The organism is Ensifer sp. Root142 (assembly GCF_001426785.1).
GTDB classification, from domain to species: domain Bacteria; phylum Pseudomonadota; class Alphaproteobacteria; order Rhizobiales; family Rhizobiaceae; genus Ensifer; species Ensifer canadensis.
The window spans coordinates 21,835-43,668 of the sequence record NZ_LMFK01000010.1 but is presented as its reverse complement, the minus strand read 5'-3'; the positions used below and the strand labels follow the sequence as shown (position 1 = coordinate 43,668).

At 62.1% G+C, this 21,834-nt stretch carries 17 protein-coding genes and 1 pseudogene; 7 read left to right on the top strand and 11 right to left on the bottom strand.

Features of this window, described 5'->3' with window-relative positions; all coding sequences use genetic code 11:
• Positions 1-35 precede the first annotated feature (35 nt).
• From ASD52_RS11310 to cyoA, 5 genes are all read right to left on the bottom strand, one after another.
• Positions 36-695 (bottom strand): SURF1 family protein, encoded by a 660-nt coding sequence (locus ASD52_RS11310; RefSeq protein ID WP_244497459.1) that lies wholly within the window; start codon positions 693-695, stop codon positions 36-38.
• A 105-nt stretch (positions 696-800) separates the two neighbouring features.
• Positions 801-1,208: a cytochrome o ubiquinol oxidase subunit IV gene (gene cyoD, locus ASD52_RS11305; protein ID WP_025429524.1), complete on the bottom strand. Its 408-nt coding sequence runs from the start codon at positions 1,206-1,208 to the stop codon at positions 801-803.
• Positions 1,205-1,828, bottom strand: coding sequence for a cytochrome o ubiquinol oxidase subunit III (cyoC, locus tag ASD52_RS11300; protein ID WP_025429525.1), 624 nt, complete (start codon positions 1,826-1,828; stop codon positions 1,205-1,207). The genes cyoD and cyoC overlap by 4 nt, the downstream gene beginning before the upstream one ends.
• Position 1,829: 1 nt before the next feature.
• The gene (gene cyoB, locus ASD52_RS11295; RefSeq protein WP_025429526.1) at positions 1,830-3,833 is read right to left on the bottom strand and encodes a cytochrome o ubiquinol oxidase subunit I; all 2,004 of its coding nucleotides are present in this window, start codon (positions 3,831-3,833) and stop codon (positions 1,830-1,832) included.
• A gap of 32 nt (positions 3,834-3,865) precedes the next feature.
• Entirely contained in the window at positions 3,866-5,056 is a 1,191-nt protein-coding gene (gene cyoA / locus ASD52_RS11290) for a ubiquinol oxidase subunit II (protein WP_057207629.1), read from the bottom strand.
• 264 nt (positions 5,057-5,320) lie between these two features.
• On the opposite strand from cyoA, the gene ASD52_RS11285 reads away from it, so the two are divergent.
• Both ASD52_RS11285 and ASD52_RS11280 read left to right on the top strand, forming a co-directional pair.
• Positions 5,321-6,643 carry an MFS transporter gene (locus ASD52_RS11285; protein WP_057207630.1) on the top strand — a complete coding sequence of 441 codons (1,323 nt, stop codon included), beginning with the start codon at positions 5,321-5,323 and terminating at the stop codon, positions 6,641-6,643.
• Positions 6,644-6,771: 128 nt separating this feature from the next.
• Positions 6,772-7,056 (top strand): annotated as a pseudogene (locus ASD52_RS11280) (hypothetical protein); the annotation flags it as partial.
• A gap of 96 nt (positions 7,057-7,152) precedes the next feature.
• Here the strand turns inward: ASD52_RS11280 and ASD52_RS11275 are convergent.
• Positions 7,153-7,422, bottom strand: a complete 270-nt coding sequence (locus ASD52_RS11275) for a hypothetical protein (RefSeq protein WP_057207631.1) — start codon at positions 7,420-7,422, stop codon at positions 7,153-7,155.
• A gap of 121 nt (positions 7,423-7,543) precedes the next feature.
• Positions 7,544-8,749 (bottom strand): MFS transporter, encoded by a 1,206-nt coding sequence (locus ASD52_RS11270; protein WP_025429530.1) that lies wholly within the window; start codon positions 8,747-8,749, stop codon positions 7,544-7,546.
• 133 nt (positions 8,750-8,882) lie between these two features.
• Here ASD52_RS11270 and ASD52_RS11265 point away from each other — a divergent pair, with 133 nt between their 5' ends.
• Positions 8,883-9,458, top strand: a complete 576-nt coding sequence (locus ASD52_RS11265) for a TetR/AcrR family transcriptional regulator (RefSeq protein WP_025429531.1) — start codon at positions 8,883-8,885, stop codon at positions 9,456-9,458.
• Here the strand turns inward: ASD52_RS11265 and ASD52_RS11260 are convergent, their stop codons facing one another.
• The 3 genes from ASD52_RS11260 to ilvD all read right to left on the bottom strand — a co-directional run bounded on the left by ASD52_RS11260 (position 9,459) and on the right by ilvD (position 16,746).
• Positions 9,459-10,031 carry a DUF2809 domain-containing protein gene (locus ASD52_RS11260; protein WP_244497457.1) on the bottom strand — a complete coding sequence of 191 codons (573 nt, stop codon included), beginning with the start codon at positions 10,029-10,031 and terminating at the stop codon, positions 9,459-9,461.
• A gap of 315 nt (positions 10,032-10,346) precedes the next feature.
• On the bottom strand, positions 10,347-14,753 hold the full coding sequence (locus tag ASD52_RS11255) for a cadherin-like beta sandwich domain-containing protein (RefSeq protein WP_162254162.1): 4,407 nt from the start codon (positions 14,751-14,753) through the stop codon (positions 10,347-10,349).
• A gap of 319 nt (positions 14,754-15,072) precedes the next feature.
• Positions 15,073-16,746: a dihydroxy-acid dehydratase gene (ilvD, locus tag ASD52_RS11250; RefSeq protein ID WP_057224363.1), complete on the bottom strand. Its 1,674-nt coding sequence runs from the start codon at positions 16,744-16,746 to the stop codon at positions 15,073-15,075.
• Between the two features lie 110 nt (positions 16,747-16,856).
• Here ilvD and ASD52_RS11245 point away from each other — a divergent pair, with 110 nt between their 5' ends.
• A complete protein-coding gene (locus ASD52_RS11245) occupies positions 16,857-17,765 on the top strand; it encodes a LysR family transcriptional regulator (protein WP_057224361.1) in 909 nt (302 codons plus the stop codon).
• 62 nt (positions 17,766-17,827) lie between these two features.
• Here the strand turns inward: ASD52_RS11245 and ASD52_RS11240 are convergent, their stop codons facing one another.
• Positions 17,828-18,301 (bottom strand): Lrp/AsnC family transcriptional regulator, encoded by a 474-nt coding sequence (locus ASD52_RS11240; RefSeq protein ID WP_038577978.1) that lies wholly within the window; start codon positions 18,299-18,301, stop codon positions 17,828-17,830.
• A gap of 108 nt (positions 18,302-18,409) precedes the next feature.
• Here ASD52_RS11240 and ASD52_RS11235 point away from each other — a divergent pair, with 108 nt between their 5' ends.
• From ASD52_RS11235 to ASD52_RS11225, 3 genes are all read left to right on the top strand, one after another.
• Positions 18,410-19,891 (top strand): aminotransferase class V-fold PLP-dependent enzyme, encoded by a 1,482-nt coding sequence (locus ASD52_RS11235; RefSeq protein WP_057224359.1) that lies wholly within the window; start codon positions 18,410-18,412, stop codon positions 19,889-19,891.
• A gap of 3 nt (positions 19,892-19,894) precedes the next feature.
• Positions 19,895-20,773, top strand: coding sequence for an MBL fold metallo-hydrolase (locus ASD52_RS11230; protein WP_057224358.1), 879 nt, complete (start codon positions 19,895-19,897; stop codon positions 20,771-20,773).
• 97 nt (positions 20,774-20,870) lie between these two features.
• Positions 20,871-21,647, top strand: coding sequence for a sulfite exporter TauE/SafE family protein (locus ASD52_RS11225; protein ID WP_057224437.1), 777 nt, complete (start codon positions 20,871-20,873; stop codon positions 21,645-21,647).
• Positions 21,648-21,834: the final 187 nt, after the last annotated feature.

The window sequence follows — 21,834 nt, the reverse complement described above, 5'->3', positions numbered from 1 at the left end:
AAACCTATCCGCGCCGACGCACAATCGCCAAGCCTTCAGCCCGCCCGCGAGCGATAAACAACAAAGATGCCCGCCGCACTCAGCAGTGCCAGCACATACCAAGTTACCGCATAAACGAGATGACTGTTGCGGAAGCTGACCACCGTCAGCCCGCCGACAGGGAGACCACCCGGATGGGGCGTGGCGTCGGCATCGATGAAGTAAGGCGCGATATTCGCCAGGTCCTGGGCCTTGGCGATCGCAACGACGTCACGCGAATACCAGCGATCGGCTGTCGGGTCGTTGGAACGCAGGAAGCCGCCACCCGGTTCCGGCATTCGCAAGAGGCCGATAACCTCTACAACACCGGAAGTCCGGCTCTGGGAGCGGGCGGCAGCATCGCGCCGATCGAGCGGAACAAAGCCACGGTTGATCAGGATGGTCGACCGGTCGTCCTGGACGATCGGCGTCATCACCCAGAAGCCGGCGCCACGCTCGGTGACCGCCTGGACCAGCACTTCCTTCTCGTGCTCGAAGACGCCGGTCGTGGTCACGCGACGGTATTCGTCCTTTTCCGCACTGATACCGGGCCATTCGGCCGGGGGCGGAGCCGGAACAGGTTCGGCGTGAACCCGGGCATCGACGCGGGCAATCAGCTCGAGCTTCCAGAAGAGCCTCTGCACCTGCCAGGAGCCGAGGGCGAAGAAAGCCACCATCAGCACCGACAGGGCGACAGTGAGAATGGTGCGAGCGCGGACAAGCTCTGCCCCCACTTCGATCTTCGCCGCTCCCCCGTTCATCGCCATGCCGTCAACGGGCCGTCATGGCATGTTCTTCATCATTTCGTGCGTCATCGGCATCATGTTGACGTTCAGATGGTGCATGACCCACAGCGAGCCGGCGAGCGCGATGCCGACGATAATGAGCGTGAAGATCAGCGCCATCATCGTCCAGCCGCCTTCCGAACGCGGGTTCATGTGCAGGAAAAAGATCATGTGCACGACGATCTGGATGGCCCCGAGGCCCATGACGAAGACGGCCGTCGTCAGCTTGCTATCGAACACTCCGCCTATGACCAACCAGAAGGGAATGGCGGTCAGGACGACGGAAAGCGCGAAGCCGATCATGTAGCTTCTGAACGAGCCGTGGCCGGCTTGGTGGCCGTGGCTGTGGCCGTGATGGGCCTGGCCGGCATCTTCATGGGTGAGGCTGTTTGGCTGTGAGCTCATCCGATGGCTCCGATCAGATAGACGAAGGAGAAGACGCCAATCCAGATGACGTCGAGGAAGTGCCAGAACATCGACAGGCACATCAGGCGGCGACGGTTCTCGGGGATCAGGCCATGCATCTTGACCTGCACCATCATCGTCACGATCCAGATGATGCCGAAGGTGACGTGCAGGCCGTGGGTGCCGACGAGCGTGAAGAACGACGACAGGAACGCGCTGCGTGTCGGGCCTGCCCCCTCAAGGATCAGGTGATAGAACTCGTAGAGTTCCAGCCCGAGGAACGCCAGGCCGAACACGGCGGTCACGCCAAGCCAGAAGATCGTCTCCATCTTGGCGTTGCGCTCCATCTGGAGCATGGCAAAACCATAGGTGATCGAGGAGAACAGCAGCATTGCCGTGTTGATGGCAACAAGCGGCAGATCGAACAGATCGGCCGGCGACGGACCGGCCGCATAGTTCCGCCCGAGCACGCCATGGGTGGCGAAGAGGACGGCGAAGATGAGGCAGTCGCTCATCAGGTAGATCCAGAAGCCCAGCATGGTGCTGCCTTCCGGATGGTGCTCTTCCTCCAGATAGAACTGCGGCGCTTCGGTTGCTTCGACTTGGGTCTTGTTCGCCATCTCAGGTGCGCTCCGCCAGAAGTTCGGACCGGGCGTCCTCGGTTGCAGTGACGGTCTCGGCAGGGATGTAGAAATCCCGCTTGTAGTTGAACGTGTGGCCGATCGACACGACGAGCATGGTAACGAACGCAACGATCGCCAGCCACCAGATGTACCAGATCAGCGCGAAGGCGAGCACGACGCTGAGACCCGCGAGGATGACGCCGGTTCCGGTGTTCCGTGGCATATGGATCGGCTTGAAGCCGCCGAGCGGACGCTCGTAGCCACGGTTCTTCATGTCGTACCAGCTGTCGTGATCGTGCACGACGGGCGTGAAGGCGAAGTTGTAATCCGGCGGCGGCGAGGAGGTCGACCACTCGATCGTCCGGGCGTTCCACGGATCGCCCGTCGTGTCGCGCAGCTGGTCGCGCCTGAGATAGCTGACGACGAGCTGGACGACGAAGGAGGCGATGCCGAGCGCGATCAGCACGGCGCCGAAGGCGGCGATGACGAACCAGATCTGCAGCGACGGGTCCTCGAACTGCGACACGCGGCGGGTAACGCCCATCAGGCCGAGCACGTAGAGCGGCATGAAGGCGAAGAAGAAGCCGATCTGCCAGAACCAGAAGCTCATTTTGCCCCAGAACGGATCGAGCTTGTAGCCGAAGGCTTTCGGCCACCAGTAGACGAGACCCGCCATCAGGCCGAACACGACGCCGCCGATGATGACGTTGTGGAAGTGGGCGATCAGGAACAGCGAGTTGTGCAGCACGAAGTCGGCCGGCGGGATCGCCAGCATGACGCCGGTCATGCCGCCGATGACGAAGGTGACCATGAAGCCGACGGTCCACAGCATCGGCACCTCGTAGCGGATGCGGCCGCGATACATGGTGAAGAGCCAGTTGAACATCTTCGCCCCCGTCGGGATCGAGATGATCATCGTGGTGATGCCGAAGAAGGCGTTGACCGATGCCCCGGACCCCATGGTGAAGAAGTGGTGCAGCCAGACAAGATAGGACAGGATCATGATCACGCAGGTCGCATAGACCATGGAGGCGTAACCGAAGAGCCGCTTGCCACAGAAGGTGGCAACGACTTCCGAGAAGATGCCGAAGGCCGGCAGAATGAGAATGTAGACCTCCGGATGGCCCCAGATCCAGATGAGGTTCACATACATCATCGGGTTGCCACCAAGGTCATTGGTGAAGAAGTTGGTGCCGGCGTAGCGGTCGAGCGACAACAGCGCCAGCGTCGCCGTCAGGATCGGGAAGGTGGCGACGATCAGGATATTGGTGCAGAGCGACGTCCAGGTGAAGACCGGCATCTTCATCAGCGTCATGCCCGGTGCGCGCAATTTGACGATGGTCGCAATCAGGTTGATGCCGGACAAGGTCGTTCCGACACCCGCGACCTGCAGGCCCCAGATGTAATAGTCGACGCCGACGCCGGGACTATAATCGGCGCCCGACAGCGGCGGATAGGCAAGCCATCCGGTGCGCGCGAATTCGCCGACGAACAGCGACATCATGATGATCACGGCACCGGCCGTCGTCATCCAGAACGAGAAATTGTTGAGGAACGGAAAGGAGACGTCGCGCGCACCGATCTGCAGCGGCACGACATAGTTCATCAGGCCGGTGACGAAGGGCATGGCCATGAAGAAGATCATGATCACGCCATGTGCGGTGAAGATCTGGTCGTAGTGGTGCGGATTGAGATAGCCCTCGTTGCCGTTGAAGGCGATCGCCTGCTGCAGGCGCATCATGATCGCGTCGGCAAAGCCGCGCAGCAGCATGATGAGCGCTAGGATCACATACATGATGCCGATCTTCTTGTGATCGACACTGGTAAACCACTCGGTCCAGAGGTAGCCCCAGAGCCTGTATTTCGTGATCAGCGCCAGGACGGCGATGCCGCCGATCGCCACGGCGATGAACGTCGCGACCAGGATCGGCTCGTGATAGGGGATCGCTTCCCAGGTGAGCCGCCCGAAGATGAATTGTGTGAGGTTGGTGTTACCGAACATAGGGCTATCCAAATTCTCTTGAAATGCGGGCGTCAGGGCTTCGTGGTGCCGGCGTTGTTCAACTGTGCGGGCGCCGGACCGGCTTGGTTCCCGGCAGGCGCCGCTTGATCCCCGTGCATGTTGTGCATGTCGTGGTTCATCGTCTGCGGCTCTTTGTCGATGCCTTCGGCCGGCTCTTCGCTCTTCGAAGGATTGCCCGTCGCCGGGAAGGTGGCGCCCGGTGCTGCTTCGCCCGCATGGCCCGTTTCCCCGGCATGGCGGTTGTCGTGCTCGAGCTTGGCGCGGTTTTCGTGGCTTTCCACGCCGGCGCCACCCATCATGTCGATGTGCATCATCTGGTTCATGCACATCTGGCCTGTGCGCACGCACATGTTCAGCACCGCGTCGTAAAGCCCGTCCTCGACGCCGGCAAAGTAGCGGACCGGTTCCTTCGTGCTCGGCTTTTCGAGTTTCAGGTAGGCGTCGCGATTGAGCATGGTGCCGTTCTGCTTGACCCTTGCGACCCACTGATCGAAGCCCGCCTGGTCCAACCCATGGAACTTGAAGCGCATGTGCGAGAAGCCGTCGCCGCTATAGTTGGACGACAGGCCTTCATACTCGCCCGGCTTGTTGATAACGGCGTGCAGCTTGGTCTGCATGCCCGGCATTGCATAGATCATGCCGGCAAGGGCGGGGACGTAGAAGGAGTTCATCACCGAGGATGCGGTGATCTTGAAATTGATTGGCACGTCCACCGGTGCTGCCATCTCGTTGACGGTGGCGATGCCGTAGTCCGGATAGAAGAACAGCCATTTCCAATCGAGCGCCACGACCTCGACGGTCAGAGGCTTCGTCTCGGCGGGGACAGGCCGATTGGCGTCAAGCCGGTCGAGCGGCCTGTAGGGGTCGAGCTTGTGGGTGCTGATCCAGGTGACGGCCCCGAGCGCAATGATGATCGCCAGCGGCGCAGACCAGATGACGACTTCCAGCCCGGTGGAGTGATGCCATTCCGGATCGTATTTGGCAGCCGTGTTGGACTGGCGGTAGCGCCAGGCGAAGAACAGCGTCAGGAAAAGCACCGGCACGATGATGATCAGCATGAGGATCGTCGAAACGACGATCAGATCTCTCTGCTGTGCCGCGATATCGCCGGAGGGCGACATCACGACCAGGTCGCACCCGGCAAGGGCCAGGGTCGATAGAAGAACGGCCGATCGTCCGGCGAGCTTCAATGGAGTGGGCATTTCGGGCTCCATTTGCGTTTTGTCTAGTCGGCACTAATCGCGTATCGGGCTCGGCGGAATGAGGTCGTTCGTCGCACTGCAACATTCTGTCGCATCGCAGCAGAATGGACAGCGACGTCCGCAAATGCCCAATCTAGTGCATCCTCGCCGGCTGACCATTGGGAAGATGCCGACGAGTTCACGTTTTTTTTCGCCGCTTCCTTGATCTCGGGCGTTGATTGATCAACATTTCGACGAGGCGGCACAAATCGCCGGGAGGAATTCATGAGCTCGGTCGTCAATCCTACGTCTTCAGGCCTTGAGCGGGACGCCCGTCGCATCCATGACGACAAGCCACTGTCACCAGGCAGCATCGCCATTGGCGTGGTCATCGGCCGGATGTCGGAGTTCTTCGACTTCTTCGTCTACGGCCTCGGCTCGATCCTGGTCTTCCCGAAGCTCATCTTCCCGTTCGCTCCCAGTCCGGTCGCTGCCACGCTGATGTCGTTTGCGATCTTTCCGCTGGCCTTTATCGCGCGTCCGGTCGGCTCACTCGTCTTCATGTGGATCGACCGCAACTACGGACGCGGCACCAAGCTGACCATCGCCCTTGTCATCCTCGGGGGCTCAACGGCCTCGATTGCCTTTCTGCCCGGCTACGAGACCATCGGCTACTGGGCGGTGGCGCTGCTGGCGCTTTTCCGACTTGGACAGGGTTTTGCGCTCGGCGGCGCATGGGACGGGCTTGCATCCCTGCTCAACCTCAACGCACCGCCGGACCACCGCGGCTGGTATGCGATGATCCCCCAGCTCGGCGCGCCCATCGGCTTTGCCCTCGCCAGCATCATCTTCTGCTATTTCGTCGCCAATCTTTCCGAGGAGGATTTCCTTTCCTGGGGCTGGCGCTACCCGTTCTTCGTCGCTTTTGCGATCAACGTCGTGGCGCTGTTTGCCCGGCTGCGCATCGTCGCCAGCAAGGAATTCGGCGCGGCGATGGAGGCACAGGAGCTGCAAGCCCGGCCAGTGTTCGAAATGCTGAGCAAACACGCGCTGGACGTGGTGCTCGGCGCCTTCGTGCCTTTGGCAAGCTTTGCGATGTTCCATCTGGTGACGATCTTCCCGCTGAGCTGGGTCATCCTGAACGGCGGACAGTCGGCTGCCCGGTTCCTGCTGGTCCAGGTCGCAGGCGCAGCCGTCGGCGTGATCGGCATTATCGTGTCGGGCCTGATCGCCGACCGCGTCGGCCGCCGCAACGAGCTGATGATCGGCGCGACACTGATCGCTATCTTCAGTTTCTCCGCACCCTTCCTTCTTGACGCCGGCGGGGCCGGGCAGGACGCCTATATCCTAATCGGCTTTGGCGTCCTCGGCCTCACCTTTGGCCAGGCCTCCGGCGCTGTTTCCTCGCGCTTCACCCAGTACTACCGCTACACCGGAGCGGCACTCACCTCCGACCTGGCTTGGCTCGTCGGCGCGGCGTTCGCACCGCTGGTGGCGCTTGGACTTGCGACCAGCTTCGGCATCGTCTTCATCGGCGGCTATCTGATCTCCGGTGCAATCTGCACGCTGGTAGCGCTCAGCCTCACCCGGGCGCTCGACCAGAACTGATCCGCCCTTGCGGCGGTTCGGCTCCGCATCTGACGCTACCGTCCAGCCTGCCTTTGCGTTCTTTTGAATGAACGGGGAATAATCCCTGACGCCGACCGTTCTTCCGCCCATCCGAACGGAGAACGGGCATGTTGCACTTTTGGAAGAAAGAACCGCCACGCATCCAATTCCTCTGCCAGCCGGAAGACCTGGGGGTCATCGCCCCGCCCGTGGCCGCCAAAACCAGTCTGCCGGAATGGTATCGCAGGCTGCCCGCAGCTGACCCGCAGCACCTTTCCGCCAGAGACAACGGCCTGACCATCAAGCGCTGCATGCCATTCCTGGACGCGATGACATCAGGCTGGATCCTGCCATTGGCCGCCACGGTGCGTCTCGAAATCCGCGACGACGGGCGAAACGTCGAGGCTGGCTGGTATCGAAAGATGGCACGGGCCACGCGCTGACCTGCTGCCAACGTCAAAAAGCGGGGACCGGTCCACCGGTCCCCGCTCAATTTTTTTGATCATCTGTCAGCGCGTATGCCACAGCTTGCCGGAGCGATACGTGCGGTCTGAGCCGTTCGAACTGGAATTGGACGAGCTGTTCGATGATGAATTCGAGCTGGAGTTGCTCGACGAGTTGGAGGAGCTGTTGCCAATGATCGTGCCGTCGTTGTGGCCGCCCGCCTGCCTGCCGACGGATTGCACCGGCGCGGTGCTCTGCTTTGCCTGCGCCTCAGTGCCGGCAAGGGCGGTTACGCCGGCGATGAGGGCGGCGCCCAATTTCCAGTGGTTCTTCATGCCCGTAACTCCTTCTTGAAAAGCGAACCGGTATCTCCGGTCCGAAGGAATAACGGGCGTCACGAAGCTCTATTCCATCGTGAAACACTTTCCTCGCTCGAACTAAGGCGTCGACGATCAATCACGAAACCGCCGACACCCCTGCCCGGCGCTCGCGGCTTGCCATCAGCCCTCCAACCGCGGTGACGATGATGACGGCGGCGTAGATGTCGGTGGTCGTTTGATAGCCCAGTGTCTTTGCAAGAAACCCTGCAGCCATCGCCGGCAGACTGAAGGCGAGATAGCTCTGGATGTAGAAGGCAGAAAGCAGCCCGGCGCGCTCATCCGCCTTGGCGAGCGGCATGATCGAGCCCATGATGCCGAGGAAGCTGGTGCCGAAACCGACTCCGGTTAGCAAGGTGCCAAGGGTCATGACCGGCACATTTGCGAGGTGCGTGCCGGCAACCACGATCAGCATACCGGCGGTCGTGGCCGAGACGCCGAAGGCCACGTTTGCCCGGGGACTGCGCGAGCGGCGCAGGAAGACGCTGACGGCACCGGCTGCCATCAACGTGGCGACAACGGCTCCACCGGTCAGCGGTGCCCGGCTGCCGGTGACGGACGCGACGAGCGAGGGCATCAGCGAGAGATAGAAGCCCCCAAGCGCCCAGTTGGCGATGTTGATCGGCGTCACCAGTGCCAGCGGTCGCTTGATCTGAGGCGGAATGGCGATCGTCGGCTTCAGCGAAGACAGCGCGCCGCTGCGTCTGCCGCCGGTCTCCGGCGTCAGCCATATCGCGAGCGCCAGCACTGCAAAGCCGATCAGGAGCAGGCCATAAACGAGGTGAAGCGGAAACGGCCCGTATTGAATGAGCGCGCTGGTGCCCAATGCGCCAACGGCCATGCCGATCAGCGGCGCGAGCGAATTGACGAGCTGGCCCCTGCCGCGATCGACGTCGACCAGCGACGCACCGATAGAGGCGCCCGCAATGCCGGTCGCAAACCCCTGGACGATACGCGCCGCGATCAGCCAGGGCGGTCCGTCGGCAACGACGAAGAGCGCCATCCCCACGATTTCGAGAAGCAGCGCAACGAAAATCACCGGCTTCCTGCCGAGATGGTCGGATATCGAACCGGCGATCAGCAGGGCGGACAGAAGCGCGAAGGCGTAGACCGCGAAGATGCCGGTCATCATCACGGGCGAGGCGGCAAAGCTCTCCTGGTAGATGCGGTAAAGCGGCGTTGGTGCCGCCGACGCGCCGAAGAACGTGGCAAGCGTGACCGCGTGGAAGGCGATGGGGTTGGCGGCCGGACCGCCACTCTCACTGGATTTGGCAGAGGAGAACATCTATATAGCCCTTAACGCTAAATCGTTGCGTTTAGGTGATGTAGGGACGAACGCCGATAAAAGCAAATAATTTGCGTTTATGGTGCAGTGAAAGTTTCTGATCCATGCGCAGCACGCGGAAGGAAGGGTTGGAATGGCAGGCAGGGAAGGTCCCCGTCCAGGCGGGCGAAGCGCCAGGGTACAGGCGTCGGTGCACGGGGCCGTTCAGGCTCTGATGACACGAATGGAGCGCGCAGAGATCACCATTCCGATGATCGCCGTCGAAGCGGGCGTCACGCCCTCGACCATCTATCGCCGTTGGGGCGACATCCAGGAACTCCTGGCAGATGTCGCTGTCGAACGGCTGAAACCCGACATGCAGCCGGTCGATACCGGAAATGGTGGCAAGGATCTTCTGGCCTGGGCCGAACAATACGCCGAGGAAATGTCCTCGAAACCCGGGCGTGAGATGATACGTGACGTGCTGGCAGCGCAGGACGGCAGCGGCGCCTATCAGTGCTGCAACTTCACCAAGCAGCAGATTGAGGTGATCGCAGCACGCGCTGCGGACCGTGGCGAAGCATTTCCTGAGGTCGACGCCGTCATGGACCGCGTCGTCTCACCGATCATGTACCGCATCCTTTTCGGCGAGGCGCCGGATACGGCACATGTCGCGCGTCTGGTCTCGGGCGCAATGGGACTGGTTTCGAAAGCGCCCGCTTCCGTCTGATCAAAGCGCGTATGCACCGACGTGACGGCGGTGCCGGAAGCGGCCGAGCATTGCGATGGCCAACACGAGGACCGCACCCAGCGCATAGGCGAGCACATCCCACCAGTCCGGCGTGGCTCCAAGCACGATCCTCAAGACGGGATTGGAAATGCGGATATCGAAACTGGCCGCCAGATACTGCGCAAGCTCGATCGCCACGCCTAGCAGGAAGGCGATACCGGCGAGCAGCTGGGGTCGAGCTTTCACCGCCGATGCCAGCGTGCAGTACACCCACATCACGGCAAGGACATCGCCGGAAAAACTGCGGACCCAACCCCATCCGGCCCCACGCGTTGCCAGCACGACGAGGACGACGAACAGAAGGATGGAAAATAAGAAGGCGGTACGGTTGAAGCGGAGTTCCATGGCAAGCGATGTAACCACACGCGACCCGTCTGTCGAGCAATGCGGATCGGCAAATGGCGCGTAGTCGTCGGCCGCCGTCAGAAGAGCAGAGGCCGGCAGCACAACGCTACTGAGTTCGGAAATCTCGCAGCCGTTTACGCCAGCTGCGTTGTCCTTCACAAAATCCATCAGCCATCCCGCAGGCCTCATCTGACGCTTCCGTTCGATTTGGGGCTATAGGCCGCATTCGACCCTGCTGCACGCGTCGAGAGCAGGCGGACGAACGATCAGCAATCCGCAATTGAGCGACGCAAGGAAACGTCGAGGAGGCTGCCCGCCGAAGACGGCTCGTCATCGAGATAAGGCGGTGCTCATTTTCGATCGAACAGCCGCTATCTCTGCGACAGCGGCTGCGGAAAGTCGTGCAATCTGATCTTTTTGCCAGGGATTCGCATCGTGCGTTTCCGCTTCAGGCGGAGCCGCGGAAACGCACGATGCGACACTCTAGAATCGTCCGCCGACCCCCAAGCGCGCACCAGCATAGGTCTCACCATCGCCTTCCACGGTTACGCGCAGGTTTGCGTCGACAACCCAGCTCTCGTTCGCCTGCAGAGACAAACCAGCCAACACCGAACCGAACATGCCATTGCCATCGAGACCGGAGTACCCGGCCGCGGCACCGAGCCGTGGTTTGAGCGTCATGTCGTTCTCCAGTTTAAACTGCCGCTCGATCTCGGCCCCGAGGCTCACCCGGAACTGCTCGAGGGTGAATCCTTCCAGAGCGACATCGCCGCCAGCCACATTCTGAACGCCGTAGTCTTCGACATTCTCATTGAGGTAAACGGCGCGCAGCTTCGGCATCACGACCGTCTCCTCATTGAGGTCCCATTGGCCGGTGATGGAGCTGTCCCACATCCATCGGCTGCTATCGAAGGAGCCGTCGAAGAAGGCGGTATCGATATCGTTGCTGGAACCGCCATAGAGAAGACTGGTATTGAAGAAGATGCCCGTCACCAGTTCGAGCGACGTATACGGTCCGGCAAGCCAGCCTGTGCCACGGATCTCGGCGTCGTCATCCGTCGGATCGGTCATATGATCGAGATGGAACGAGAACCCGACCAGCGCCTTTTCGTTGAGCAGATAATCAACGCCGACCGAAAGAAGGCCAAAGCCGCCCCACCGATCATCGTTCTGCTCCCGATTGTGGAGCATCATCGTGGCGTCAAGCCATGCGTTGAACGGCGAAACTTCGCCGCCTTCGATACCGTCTGCAGCGTTTCTCGCCGCTTCGAGCTGAGCCAAGCTGGTGGCAAAGCTCATGCCGACCCCATCCGTCGAGGGCGACAGACGCATCGTCACCGGGTCGGTTCCGGCCTGCAGTCGGCGCCGCTCCAGCAGGCCCGGCACCTGGATGCTTGACGCCAGGAGATTTTGCCGGGTCTGGACAAAGCCTCGCACCAGTGAATCGATCTCGCCGATGACGGCATCTGCGTCGAAGCTCAAGTTGTAGGTGATCACACCGACATTCGACGCTCCGGCGGCGGCCGTCAGCTGGTATCCGATCTTTGCCTGGCCGGCGAAAGCAGGATCCGGTGTAAACTTCAGGTAATAGCCAACCGGAGCGAATGCACCGACCTGGGCCAGCTCCCCCTCGATAATCTCCGCTTTGCCGGCGTTGGCGGGGCTCACGGTAAGGACCTGCGCGTCGCTGAACGGTCCACCGGTCGCCCCGCCATTCAAATACACATTTGGCGGCGATGAGCCCGCGGGAACGTTGACGATCTGGTCGGCGACGCTGACCTCGCGAGCCGTGACCTTCAGCGTATAGGCGGCGCTCGCCGTGCTGCCGGCGGCATCGGTGACGGAAACCGTAAAGCTGTAATCCGTGACCTCGGCATCGTTGCTCAGCGGTCCGGTCAACTCGCCCGTGGAAACGTTGAGGACCATGCCCTTGGGAAGGGTGCCGCCGCTCACCGCGTAGAGCAGAGCGCCGGTACCTCCCGCGGCCGATATCGGCTGCGCGTATTTCTCGCCGGCCATCGCCGGTGGAAGAGCGCCCGCCGCCGGCGTGAACGTGAAGTTGGCCGCTGGCGCGGCGCGGGTGACGGTCACCGTATAGGTCTTCACGGTGCCATCCTCCGCCGTCACGACCGTGGCCAGCGTATTCGAGCCGACTGAGAGCGGGATCGAGGCAGAAGCTGCGCCGGATGCGACCGGCGCTCCGTTGACGGTGACTGTCGCCGCCGCATCGCTTGCCACCGGCGTCAGCGTCAACGACGCCGTCGCATTTGGAACCGACGCCGTATAGGACGTCGCGCCGGACGAAAAGGCCGGAGACAGCGTGCCGATGCTCAACGACAGGCCCGACAGATTGGCGTCGGTCGAAGCGGCAAGCGCACGGGTCACGATAACAGTGTAGCTCGTCTGCGTCGTACCATCCCCGGCCGTGACCACGGTCGTCACCGTGTTGGAGCCGACCGCAAGCGCTATCGCTCCGGACGCGGTGCCCGACGCGACGGCCACGCCGTTGACCGTCACCGTCGCCGTTGCGTCACTGACCAGCGGTGTCACCGTCAGCGACGCCGTCGCGTTGGAAACCGAAGCCGTGTACGACATCGTGCCCGATGCGAATGTCGGTGACAGCGTGCCGCTGCTTAGGCCGAGCCCGGACAACTCGGCGTTCGTCGAGGCCGCACGAGTGACCGTCAGCGTGTAAGACGTCTGCGTCGTGCCATCCTGGGCCGTCACCACCGTCGTGACGACGTTGGTGCCGACCGCAAGCGTGACGGAGCCCGAGGCAGCACCCGACACGACTGTTACCCCGTTGACAGTGATGGACGCCGTCGCATCGCTTGCGGTCGGCGTCAGCGTCAATGAGGCCGTGGCATTGGGGACCGAGGCCGTGTAGGCCGTCGTGCCCGTCGCAAACGCCGGAGACAGCGTGCCGCTGCTGAGCGACAGGCCGGACAGGTCTGCATTCGTCGACGGCGCGCGCGTCACTGTGACCGTGTAGGTGTTCGTCGTACCGTCCTCGGCTGTCACGACCGTGGTCAGCACATTCGGACCGACCGCAAGCGCGATCGAGCCGGAGGCAGCGCCCGAAGCCACCGCCACGCCATTGACGGTGACCGTTGCGGTCGTATCGCTGACATCAGGCGTCACGGTCAGCGACGTCGTCGTATTCGGAATGAAAGCCGTGTAGCTGGTTGTGCCGGATGCGAACGCCGGAGACAGTGCGCCTGCACTCAAGCCCAGGCCGGACAGGTCGGAATTCGACGACGCAGCACGCGTTACCGTCACCGTGTAGGTGTTCACCGTCGTGCCATCCTGAGCGGTGACGACCGTCGTCACGACATTGGCTCCGACCGCAAGCGCGATCGTGCCCGAGGCTGCACCCGAAGAGACGGCCACCCCATTGACCGTAATCGTCGCTGTCGTATCGCTTACCCCTGGCGTCACCGTCAGCGACGTCGTCGCATTGGGGACCGAGGCCGTGTAGGTGGTCGTACCGAACGCAAAGGCGGGAGATAGCGTGCCGGCGCTCAGGCTCAGGCTCGACAGGTCGGCATTTGCAGAGGCGGCCCGCGTCGCCGTTACCGTATATGTTTTCGTCGTACCGTCCTGGGCCGTCACCACCGTCGTCAGGACGTTGGTGCCGACCGCAAGCGCGATCGTGCCCGAAGCTGTACCCGTCGCGACGGCGACCCCATTGACTGTGACCGACGCCGTCGTGTCACTGACCGTGGGCGTCACGGTCAGTGATGCCGCCGCATTGGGAACTGTAGCCGTGTAGGAAACCGTGCCGGAGGCAAAGGCCGGCGACAGCGTGCCGGCGCTCAAGTCCAGGCCGGACAAGTCGGCATTTGCCGAAGGCGCGCGTGTCACCGTAACGGTATAGGTTTTCACGGTCGTGCCATCTTCGGCCGTGACCACCGCCGTCACCGTGTTCGAGCCGACATTGAGCGCAATCGCACCGGAAGCCGCATTCGAGGCGACCGGATCGCCATTGATCGTCAATGTCGCCGCCGAATGGCCGATCATTGACGTCACCGTCAGCGACGTCGTCGCGTTCGGCACCGACGCCGTATAGGATGTCGTTGCTGCGGCAAACGATGGCGATAGCGTGCCATCACTCAAGATCATGCTGTCGAGGTCGGCATTCGACGAAGCCGCACGGGTCACGTTCACCGTGTAGGTCTTCGATGCCGTGCCGTCTTCGGCCGTCACCACCGTGGTCAGCGTGTTCGAACCGACGGAAAGGGGGATCAGGCCAGAGGCCGTCCCCGAAACAACGGCCACTCCGTTGACCGTGATGGTCGCCCCCGCGTCATTGACCGTGGGTGTCACCGTCAGCGACGCCGTCGTATTGGGAACAGAGGCCGTATAGGATGTCGTGCCCGGCGCAAACGTCGGAGACAGGGAGGTTCCGGTCAGCGACAAGCTGGCCAAGGTGGCATCCGTCGACGGCGGTGCTACGCAACTCACCGTCGCCTGTATCGTCGCGCCGCTGACGTTGCTCCAGGCATAGACGACATACTCGCCGCTGGCGGGCACTGTGTGCGTGCCGGTCAGGTTGAGTTCACTAACCGATGTTGCGTACTCTTCAACGATGATACCGTAGTTTGTCGGGGGACCTTCCGTGTAGAGCGCAAAACCCGCTCCGCTATAACGATCATTGCCCGCATTCAAACTGCCGGAAGTCGTCGCGTGATACGTAATCGTTTCGCCAGCATTCAGAAGGAGGGACTGATCCCATAGCTCAGCTCCGGCCGCGAGCATTTTACCCGTACCCCAGGTCGAATTGATCGCCGTACAACCATCTGACGGAGCGGCCATCGCCACTTGCGGCACACACAACGCAACGACAAACAGGGCGAACAACGCCCACAGAACAGAAACGAAACGCGACAAGATCTTACCCCTCCCGCATGAATCACCAGCGGGCTTCCCCAGCACACAACTAGCAATTGGGCAAGAGCGGGCCAAGCCCCATTTCAAATATACGTAAAGTCGCATTCTCCTATCGTTAGCCGCCCTTTAACGAATAGGGCCGGCAGCGCCTGCGGGGCTTTGGCTGGGCAGGCGCTAAAAAGTCGCAGTAAGGCAGCATGGGTCTTTTCATGAGAGCATCGGCCCGAAAGACCGACGCCGTTTCAGACTTTGGAAACAACAGCATGGCGTTTTCGCAGACCCGGCACATCTGAGCGACGGACCGAAGCCAGGATGACATTCAGCCGGTGACCGCCCCTTCGTTGGCCGGGCGCGCCAGCGCTGCAAACTTTGCCAGCACACCGCGTTTGTAGCGCGGTTCCGGCTGCCGCCACTGGGTGCGCCTTCTTGCCAGCTCTTCCGGATCCACTTCGAGTTGCAGCAGCTGCTGATGGGCGTCGATGACGATGCGGTCGCCCTCTTCTACCAGCGCGATCGTGCCGCCTTCAAAAGCTTCCGGCGTGACGTGGCCGACGACCATGCCCCAGGTGCCGCCCGAGAAGCGGCCGTCGGTGATAAGGCCGACGCTGTCGCCGAGGCCCCTGCCGATGATCGCCGAAGTTGGCGCGAGCATCTCGGGCATTCCCGGGCCGCCCTTTGGGCCGAGGTAACGTAAAACGAGGATATCGCCTGGCCTGATCCGGTCCGACAGGATGGCATCCATCGCTGATTGTTCGTCCTCGAACACGCGCGCGGGCCCGCTCATGACTCGGCTTTTCAAACCACTGATCTTGGCGACGGCACCGCCTTCGGCCAGATTCCCCTTCAACACCGCGAGGTGGCCCTCGCGGTAGATCGGTCTTTCATAGGGCCGGATGACATCCTGATCCGACCGCGGCTCGTCCGGAACGGCTGCAAGCTCTTCCCCGATCGTCCTGCCTGTGATCGTCAAACAGTCGCCATGCAGAAGACCTGCATTCAGAAGGATCTTCAGCACCTGCGGCACGCCGCCCGCCTTGTGCAGATCGACGGCCATGTATCTGCCCGACGGCTTGAGGTCACAGAGGACGGGGACCTTGCGGCGAACGCGCTCGAAGTCGTCCAGTGTCCACTCGACTTCCGCCGCATGCCCGATGGCGAGGTAATGCAGCACCGCATTGGTCGATCCGCCCGTCGCCATGATCAGGGCCACGGCATTTTCGATCGACTTGCGCGTGACGATGTCCCGCGGCTTGATGCCCTTCTTGACCGCCTCGACCAGGACCTTGGCGGATTGAGCTGAGCTCTCCATCTTCTCCTGGTCTGGATTGGCCATGTTGGACGAGTAAAGAAGCGACATACCAAGCGCCTCGAAGGACGAGCTCATGGTGTTGGCGGTGTACATGCCACCGCAGGAGCCGGTCGACGGGCAGGCATTGCGCTCGATGCCGTCGAAATCCTCCTCGCTCATCTTGCCCGCCATGAAGGCGCCGACGGCTTCGAAGGCGGAGACGATCGAAAGGCTTTGCCCCTTCCAGTGGCCAGGCTTGATCGTGCCGCCATAGACATAGATCGCCGGCACATTGGCGCGGAGGATACCGATCATGCCGCCCGGCATGTTCTTGTCGCAGCCGCCGAGCACGAGCACGCCGTCCATCCACTGTCCCTGTACCGAGGTTTCGACGCAGTCGGCGATGACCTCGCGGGACACAAGCGAATATTTCATGCCTTCGGTGCCCATCGACATGCCGTCGGAAATCGTCGGCGTGCCGAAGATCTGCGGATTTGCACCGGCAGCCTTGATGGCAGCGACAGCGGCGTCGGCCAACGGCTGCAGCCCGGCATTGCAGGGCGTGATCGTCGAATGACCGTTGGCAATACCGATCATCGGTTTGTCGAAATCGGCTTTCTCGTAGCCGAGCGCATAATACATCGCCCGGTTGGGGGATCGCGCGACACCTTGCGTTATGTGTTTCGAGCGCTCGTTGCAGGCCATGATTTGCTCCCTCGGTTCATTCAAGGTCGAGTTTACTGGCGTTCAGCAGGCCTGTGAAATATACTTTTTTCGCACAAATAAGTCGTTGAACATATCAATCGGAATGCATCATGGATTTGAGGCAACTTCGCCAATTCGTCGCCGTCGCCGAAGAGCTGCATTTCGGCCATGCGGCCGCTCGCCTCAACATGACCCAGCCGCCGCTCAGCCAATCGATACAGGCACTGGAGGGGGAGCTGAAGGTACAGCTGTTCAAGCGCACCAAGCGGAACGTGGAACTGACATCTGTCGGCAGGCAATGGCTCGCCCATGTCCGCCAGGTGCTTGACGGGGCGAACGGCCTTGCCGACACCGCAAGAAGGCTGTCACGCGGCGAGATCGGCCACCTGCGTTTGTCCTTCGTCAGCACAGCCGACTATAGCGTTCTGCCCGACATGGTCAGCCGCTATCGCGCGGCCTATCCGCATGTGGAACTGACGATGCGCGAAGCCACCAGCGATATCCAAATCGAGGCGTTGCTCGACGAAGAAATCGATGTCGGGCTGATCATTGCCCCCAGCCAAGCGTCGCTTCATCCTGCCCTTTCCTACCAGGCTTTGCTGCGGGAACCGCTGGTTGCCGCGGTGCCGACGGCCTGGATCAACGAAGGACGAAAGGGGTTTGCTGGAAAAATCCTGGAACCAGCCGACTTCTTCAAGGCGCCATTCATCGTTTTTCCACGGCGGGCGGCACCGGCTTTTCACGATATCGTCTCGGGATATTTCGCCGAACATGGGCTGGCGTTCACCGCCTATCAGGAAGCCATCCAGATGCAGACGATCGTCGGTCTGGTCGCATCCGGGCTGGGGGTGGCGCTGGTGCCGCAATCGATGACCAATCTTCAGCGGCGCGGGGCAACCTATCTGCCGCTGGCCGGCAGCGTACCGGAGGTGGAAACCGGCCTTGCGTGGCGCAGTTCGGACCAGAATCCGGCACTCGACACCTTCCTTGCCGCGGCGGTACCGGCCGATAACAGGTGACCGCGCGTTGTCGGCTGGTAGGGCGCGCAGCGCAACGGCATCCCTGGAACATCAACTGCACGCTACCGCATCAGGCCGCGCAGGTCGGGCATGCGGTTGCTGATGATGGTTTCCATCGAAAAGAAGCCGGTGACCGTCATCAGGTCGAAATCGGTGATGAGCTTCTGGTAGAAGGCGTCATAGCCAGCCATGCCACGCGTCACCACCTTGATCAGATAGTCCCAGTCGCCGCCGATCCGGTAGAGGTCCGTCACCTCCGGCAGACGCTCGACATGCTTGCGGAAGTTGTCGGCCCATTCCTTGGAATGATGGCGGGTGCGGATCATCACGAACACGGTAAGGTCGAAGCCGAGCGCTGCGACGTCGATTGCGGCATGGGTACCAAGCACAAGCCCGCTGGCGTTCAACCGTTGCAGGCGCCGCCAGCAGGCGTTCTGCGACAGTCCGACTCGGTCGGCCAGATCACGCTGCGAAATCGTGCCGTCCTTTTGCAGGCAGGACAGGATCCGCATATCAATTTCGTCAATCTTTTCCATTTCAGCGATCACATGACCCGATTTTGACTGGCAGAAGCATAAGAATGATGAGGTTTGCATGCAACCGATCGATTAGACTTATCGTCTGTCCGACTCCGGGAGGAAACGATGACGACGCCGTGCCCACGCCAGCCCTATCTTACCGGCCCGCTCGAAGCATTTCGAGAAAGCCTTGCCGGCGACAACGCAATCGCTGACCTGCGGGCTGGGCTTGTCGGCAAGACTGCAAAGATCGACGGTCCCTTCGGCGTCAAGAACCTCGTCTATGCCGACTATGTCGCATCGGGCCGGGCATTGATGCAGATCGAGCATTTCATCCTCGAACAGGTCCTGCCCTATTATGCCAACAGCCACACCGAGGCGTCCTACTGCGGCGGCTCGATGACCAGGTTGCGCCGCGACGCGCGTGCTGTGATCGCCGCCTGCTGCGGCGCCGGACCTGAACACGCCGTCATTTTCGCCGGCTCCGGCGCCACCGCCGGCATCAATCGGCTGGTGAGCCTGCTGGGTGTTACCGAGGCGGTCGCCACCGGTCGGCGCGTGCGCATCCTAATCGGGCCCTATGAACACCACTCCAATATCCTGCCCTGGCGCGAAAGCGGTGCCGAGGTGGTCGAGATCGCCGAGTGTCCGGCTGGTGGGCCGGATCTCGCTGCACTCGACGAAGCGCTGAAGCAACCGGCCGATCTCGTCGTTTGCGCCTTTTCCGCCGCTTCCAATGTCACGGGCATCGTCACCGATGTTGCGGCCGTCACCCGGATCGCGAAGGCGGCAGGCGCAAAGATGGTGTGGGACTATGCCGGTGCTGGACCCTACCTGCCGATCGACATGTCGCCCGAGGGCGCTGCTGCGATTGACGCGGTGGTCATCTCGCCGCACAAGTTCATCGGTGGCCCCGGTACGTCAGGCATTCTGGTCCTGCGGCGTGACGCGGCTATCACCGCCAAGCCATCCTGGCCCGGCGGCGGCACCGTCAAATTCGTTTCGCCCACCGGTCACGACTACAGCAATAGCCTCGAGGCGCGCGAGGAGGCCGGCACGCCGAACGTCGTCGGCGATATCCGCGCCGCACTCGCTTTCCTCGTCAAGGAAGCGATCGGTGCCGAGGCAATGCAGACCAGAAACGCCGAGCTGACCCGTCGCGCTATCGCCGCATGGCAAGGCATCGAGCGGCTGGAATTGCTCGGTCCTCTCGGGCCACAGCGGCTGCCGATCTTTTCCTTCCGCGTCAAGGACGGCAAGGGCGGCCATGTCCACCAGCAGCTCGTCACCCGCATGCTCAGCGATCGCTTCGGCATTCAGGCGCGCGGTGGCTGCGCCTGTGCCGGTCCCTATGTGCACCGGCTGCTCGGCATCGATGACGAGGAATCGCAACGCCTGCGCGACGCCATCCTTGCCGGACAGGAAATGCTGAAGCCGGGTTTTGTCCGGTTGAACTTCAGCGTCCTGCTCGCCGACGAAGAGGTGGCGTTCATCCTCGACGCCGTCGCCAAGCTTGCCGCCGACGCAGCCAGCTACGAGCAACACTACGATTTCGACCCGGCGCGCGCCATCTTCTTCCCGCGTGCAGCGCTTGCAGCGGAGGCCTGAGGCATGGCGAGGCCTGACATTGCGGCTTTCTTCGACCCGCGAACCTGGTCCGTGCAGTACGTGGTCAGTGACCCGAAAACGCGGGCCTGTGCGATCATCGATCCGGTGCTCGACTTCGACGAGAAATCGGGCGCGATAGCGACAGGCAATGCCGACCGGCTGCTCGACTTCGTGCGAGCCCAGGACCTGGACCTCCAGTGGATCCTCGATACCCATCCGCATGCCGACCATTTTTCCGCCGCCGCCTATCTGAAGGCAAAAACCGGCGCGCCCACGGCCATCGGTACGCACATCGTCAAGGTCCAGAAATTGTGGGCCGACATCTACAATTGGCCAGGCCTGAAAACGGACGGATCGCAATGGGACCGGCTGTTTGATCGTGGCGATACGTTTCGGATCGGCAGTCTCGAGGCCGGGGTGATGTTTTCGCCGGGACACACGCTGGCATCGATCACTTACCTCATCGGGGACGCTGCCTTCGTGCACGACACGGTGTTCATGCCGGACAGCGGAACCGCGCGCACCGATTTCCCCGGCGGCAGCGCCAACGCGCTGTGGGCGAGCATCCGCGACATCATGGCCCTGCCGGACGATACCCGTATCTTCGTCGGCCATGACTATCAGCCTGGTGGACGCGAACCGCGCTGGGAAAGCACTGTTGCACTGCAGAAGGCGGACAACATCCATCTGACACGCTATGCCTGCGAAACCGAGTTCGTCGCGTTCCGCGAGGGACGGGACCGAACGCTGCCGATGCCCAAGCTCATCCTCCATGCCCTACAGGTCAACATCAACGGCGGCCGGCTTCCCGACCCGGAGGAAAATGGCCGGCGCTATTTGAGATTCCCCATCGACGCCCTGCAAGGTGCCGCATGGTCCTGATGCCGCTCCGTTCGCGGGCACGTTCCGTGTCCCGGCCATCTTCCGGTTTCGGTGCATCTCGGGCGACGCGGTTCGCCCCGCAGCCCGGCGCCGAATGATGACACTGGACCTCGTCCAATACATTCTGGCAGCCTTGAGTGGCGGTCTCGTCGGCTTCAGCCTCGGACTGTTCGGCGGCGGCGGCTCCATTCTCGCCGTGCCCCTGCTCGTCCAAGTCGTCGGGGTGAGCAACGTGCATGTGGCGATCGGGACGAGCGCCGTCGCCGTCGCAGCCAATGCGCTTTCGGGACTGGCGATGCATGCGCGGCACGGGACGGTGAAATGGCGCTGCGCGGCAATGTACTGCGTCACCGGCATCGTCGGCGCCTGGATCGGCGCAGCACTCGGCAAGGCGCTGGATGGCCGACGGCTCTTGCTGTTGTTCGCTGCACTGATGGCCGTCGTCAGCGTGACCATGTTGCGGCGGCGCCACATGGTTGGCGATCCGGCGTCGAGCTGCACACCAAGAAACGCACCGAAGGTGCTCTCCTTTGGCGCCGGAACCGGCATCATCTCAGGCTTCTTCGGGATCGGCGGCGGGTTCCTGATCGTTCCGGGCCTGATGGTTTCAACCGGCATGCCGACGATCAACGCAATCGCCACGTCGCTGGTTGCCATTACCGCTTTCGGCCTTACAACCGGGGCAAGCTACACCTTCTCCGGTCTGGTCGACTGGCCACTGGCTCTCTCCTTCATCGGCGGCGGAGCCCTCGGCGCGCTTACGGGCTGCCGCGCCGCCCACAGTTTCAGCAAGTACCAATCCACGTTGAACATGCTGTTTGCGGTCCTCACCTTCGCCGTCGCCATTGGTCTGGCGTTCTACGCCTCGCGATAGGGTCGTCTCGTTTGCGTCCTCGCGCCTGCAACGCGCACGGTTGCTGCGTTTGCCGACGAGTAGGAGCGTGCTTGGCGCCGGGCAAGGTCCAGAATGCCGCCACACTTGTTACTCCCGTTATTTTCACTCCGGTGCGAAACTATCTTCAGAGCAATCTCGGGCGAAGTCGCCCGTGCCAACGAGGAGG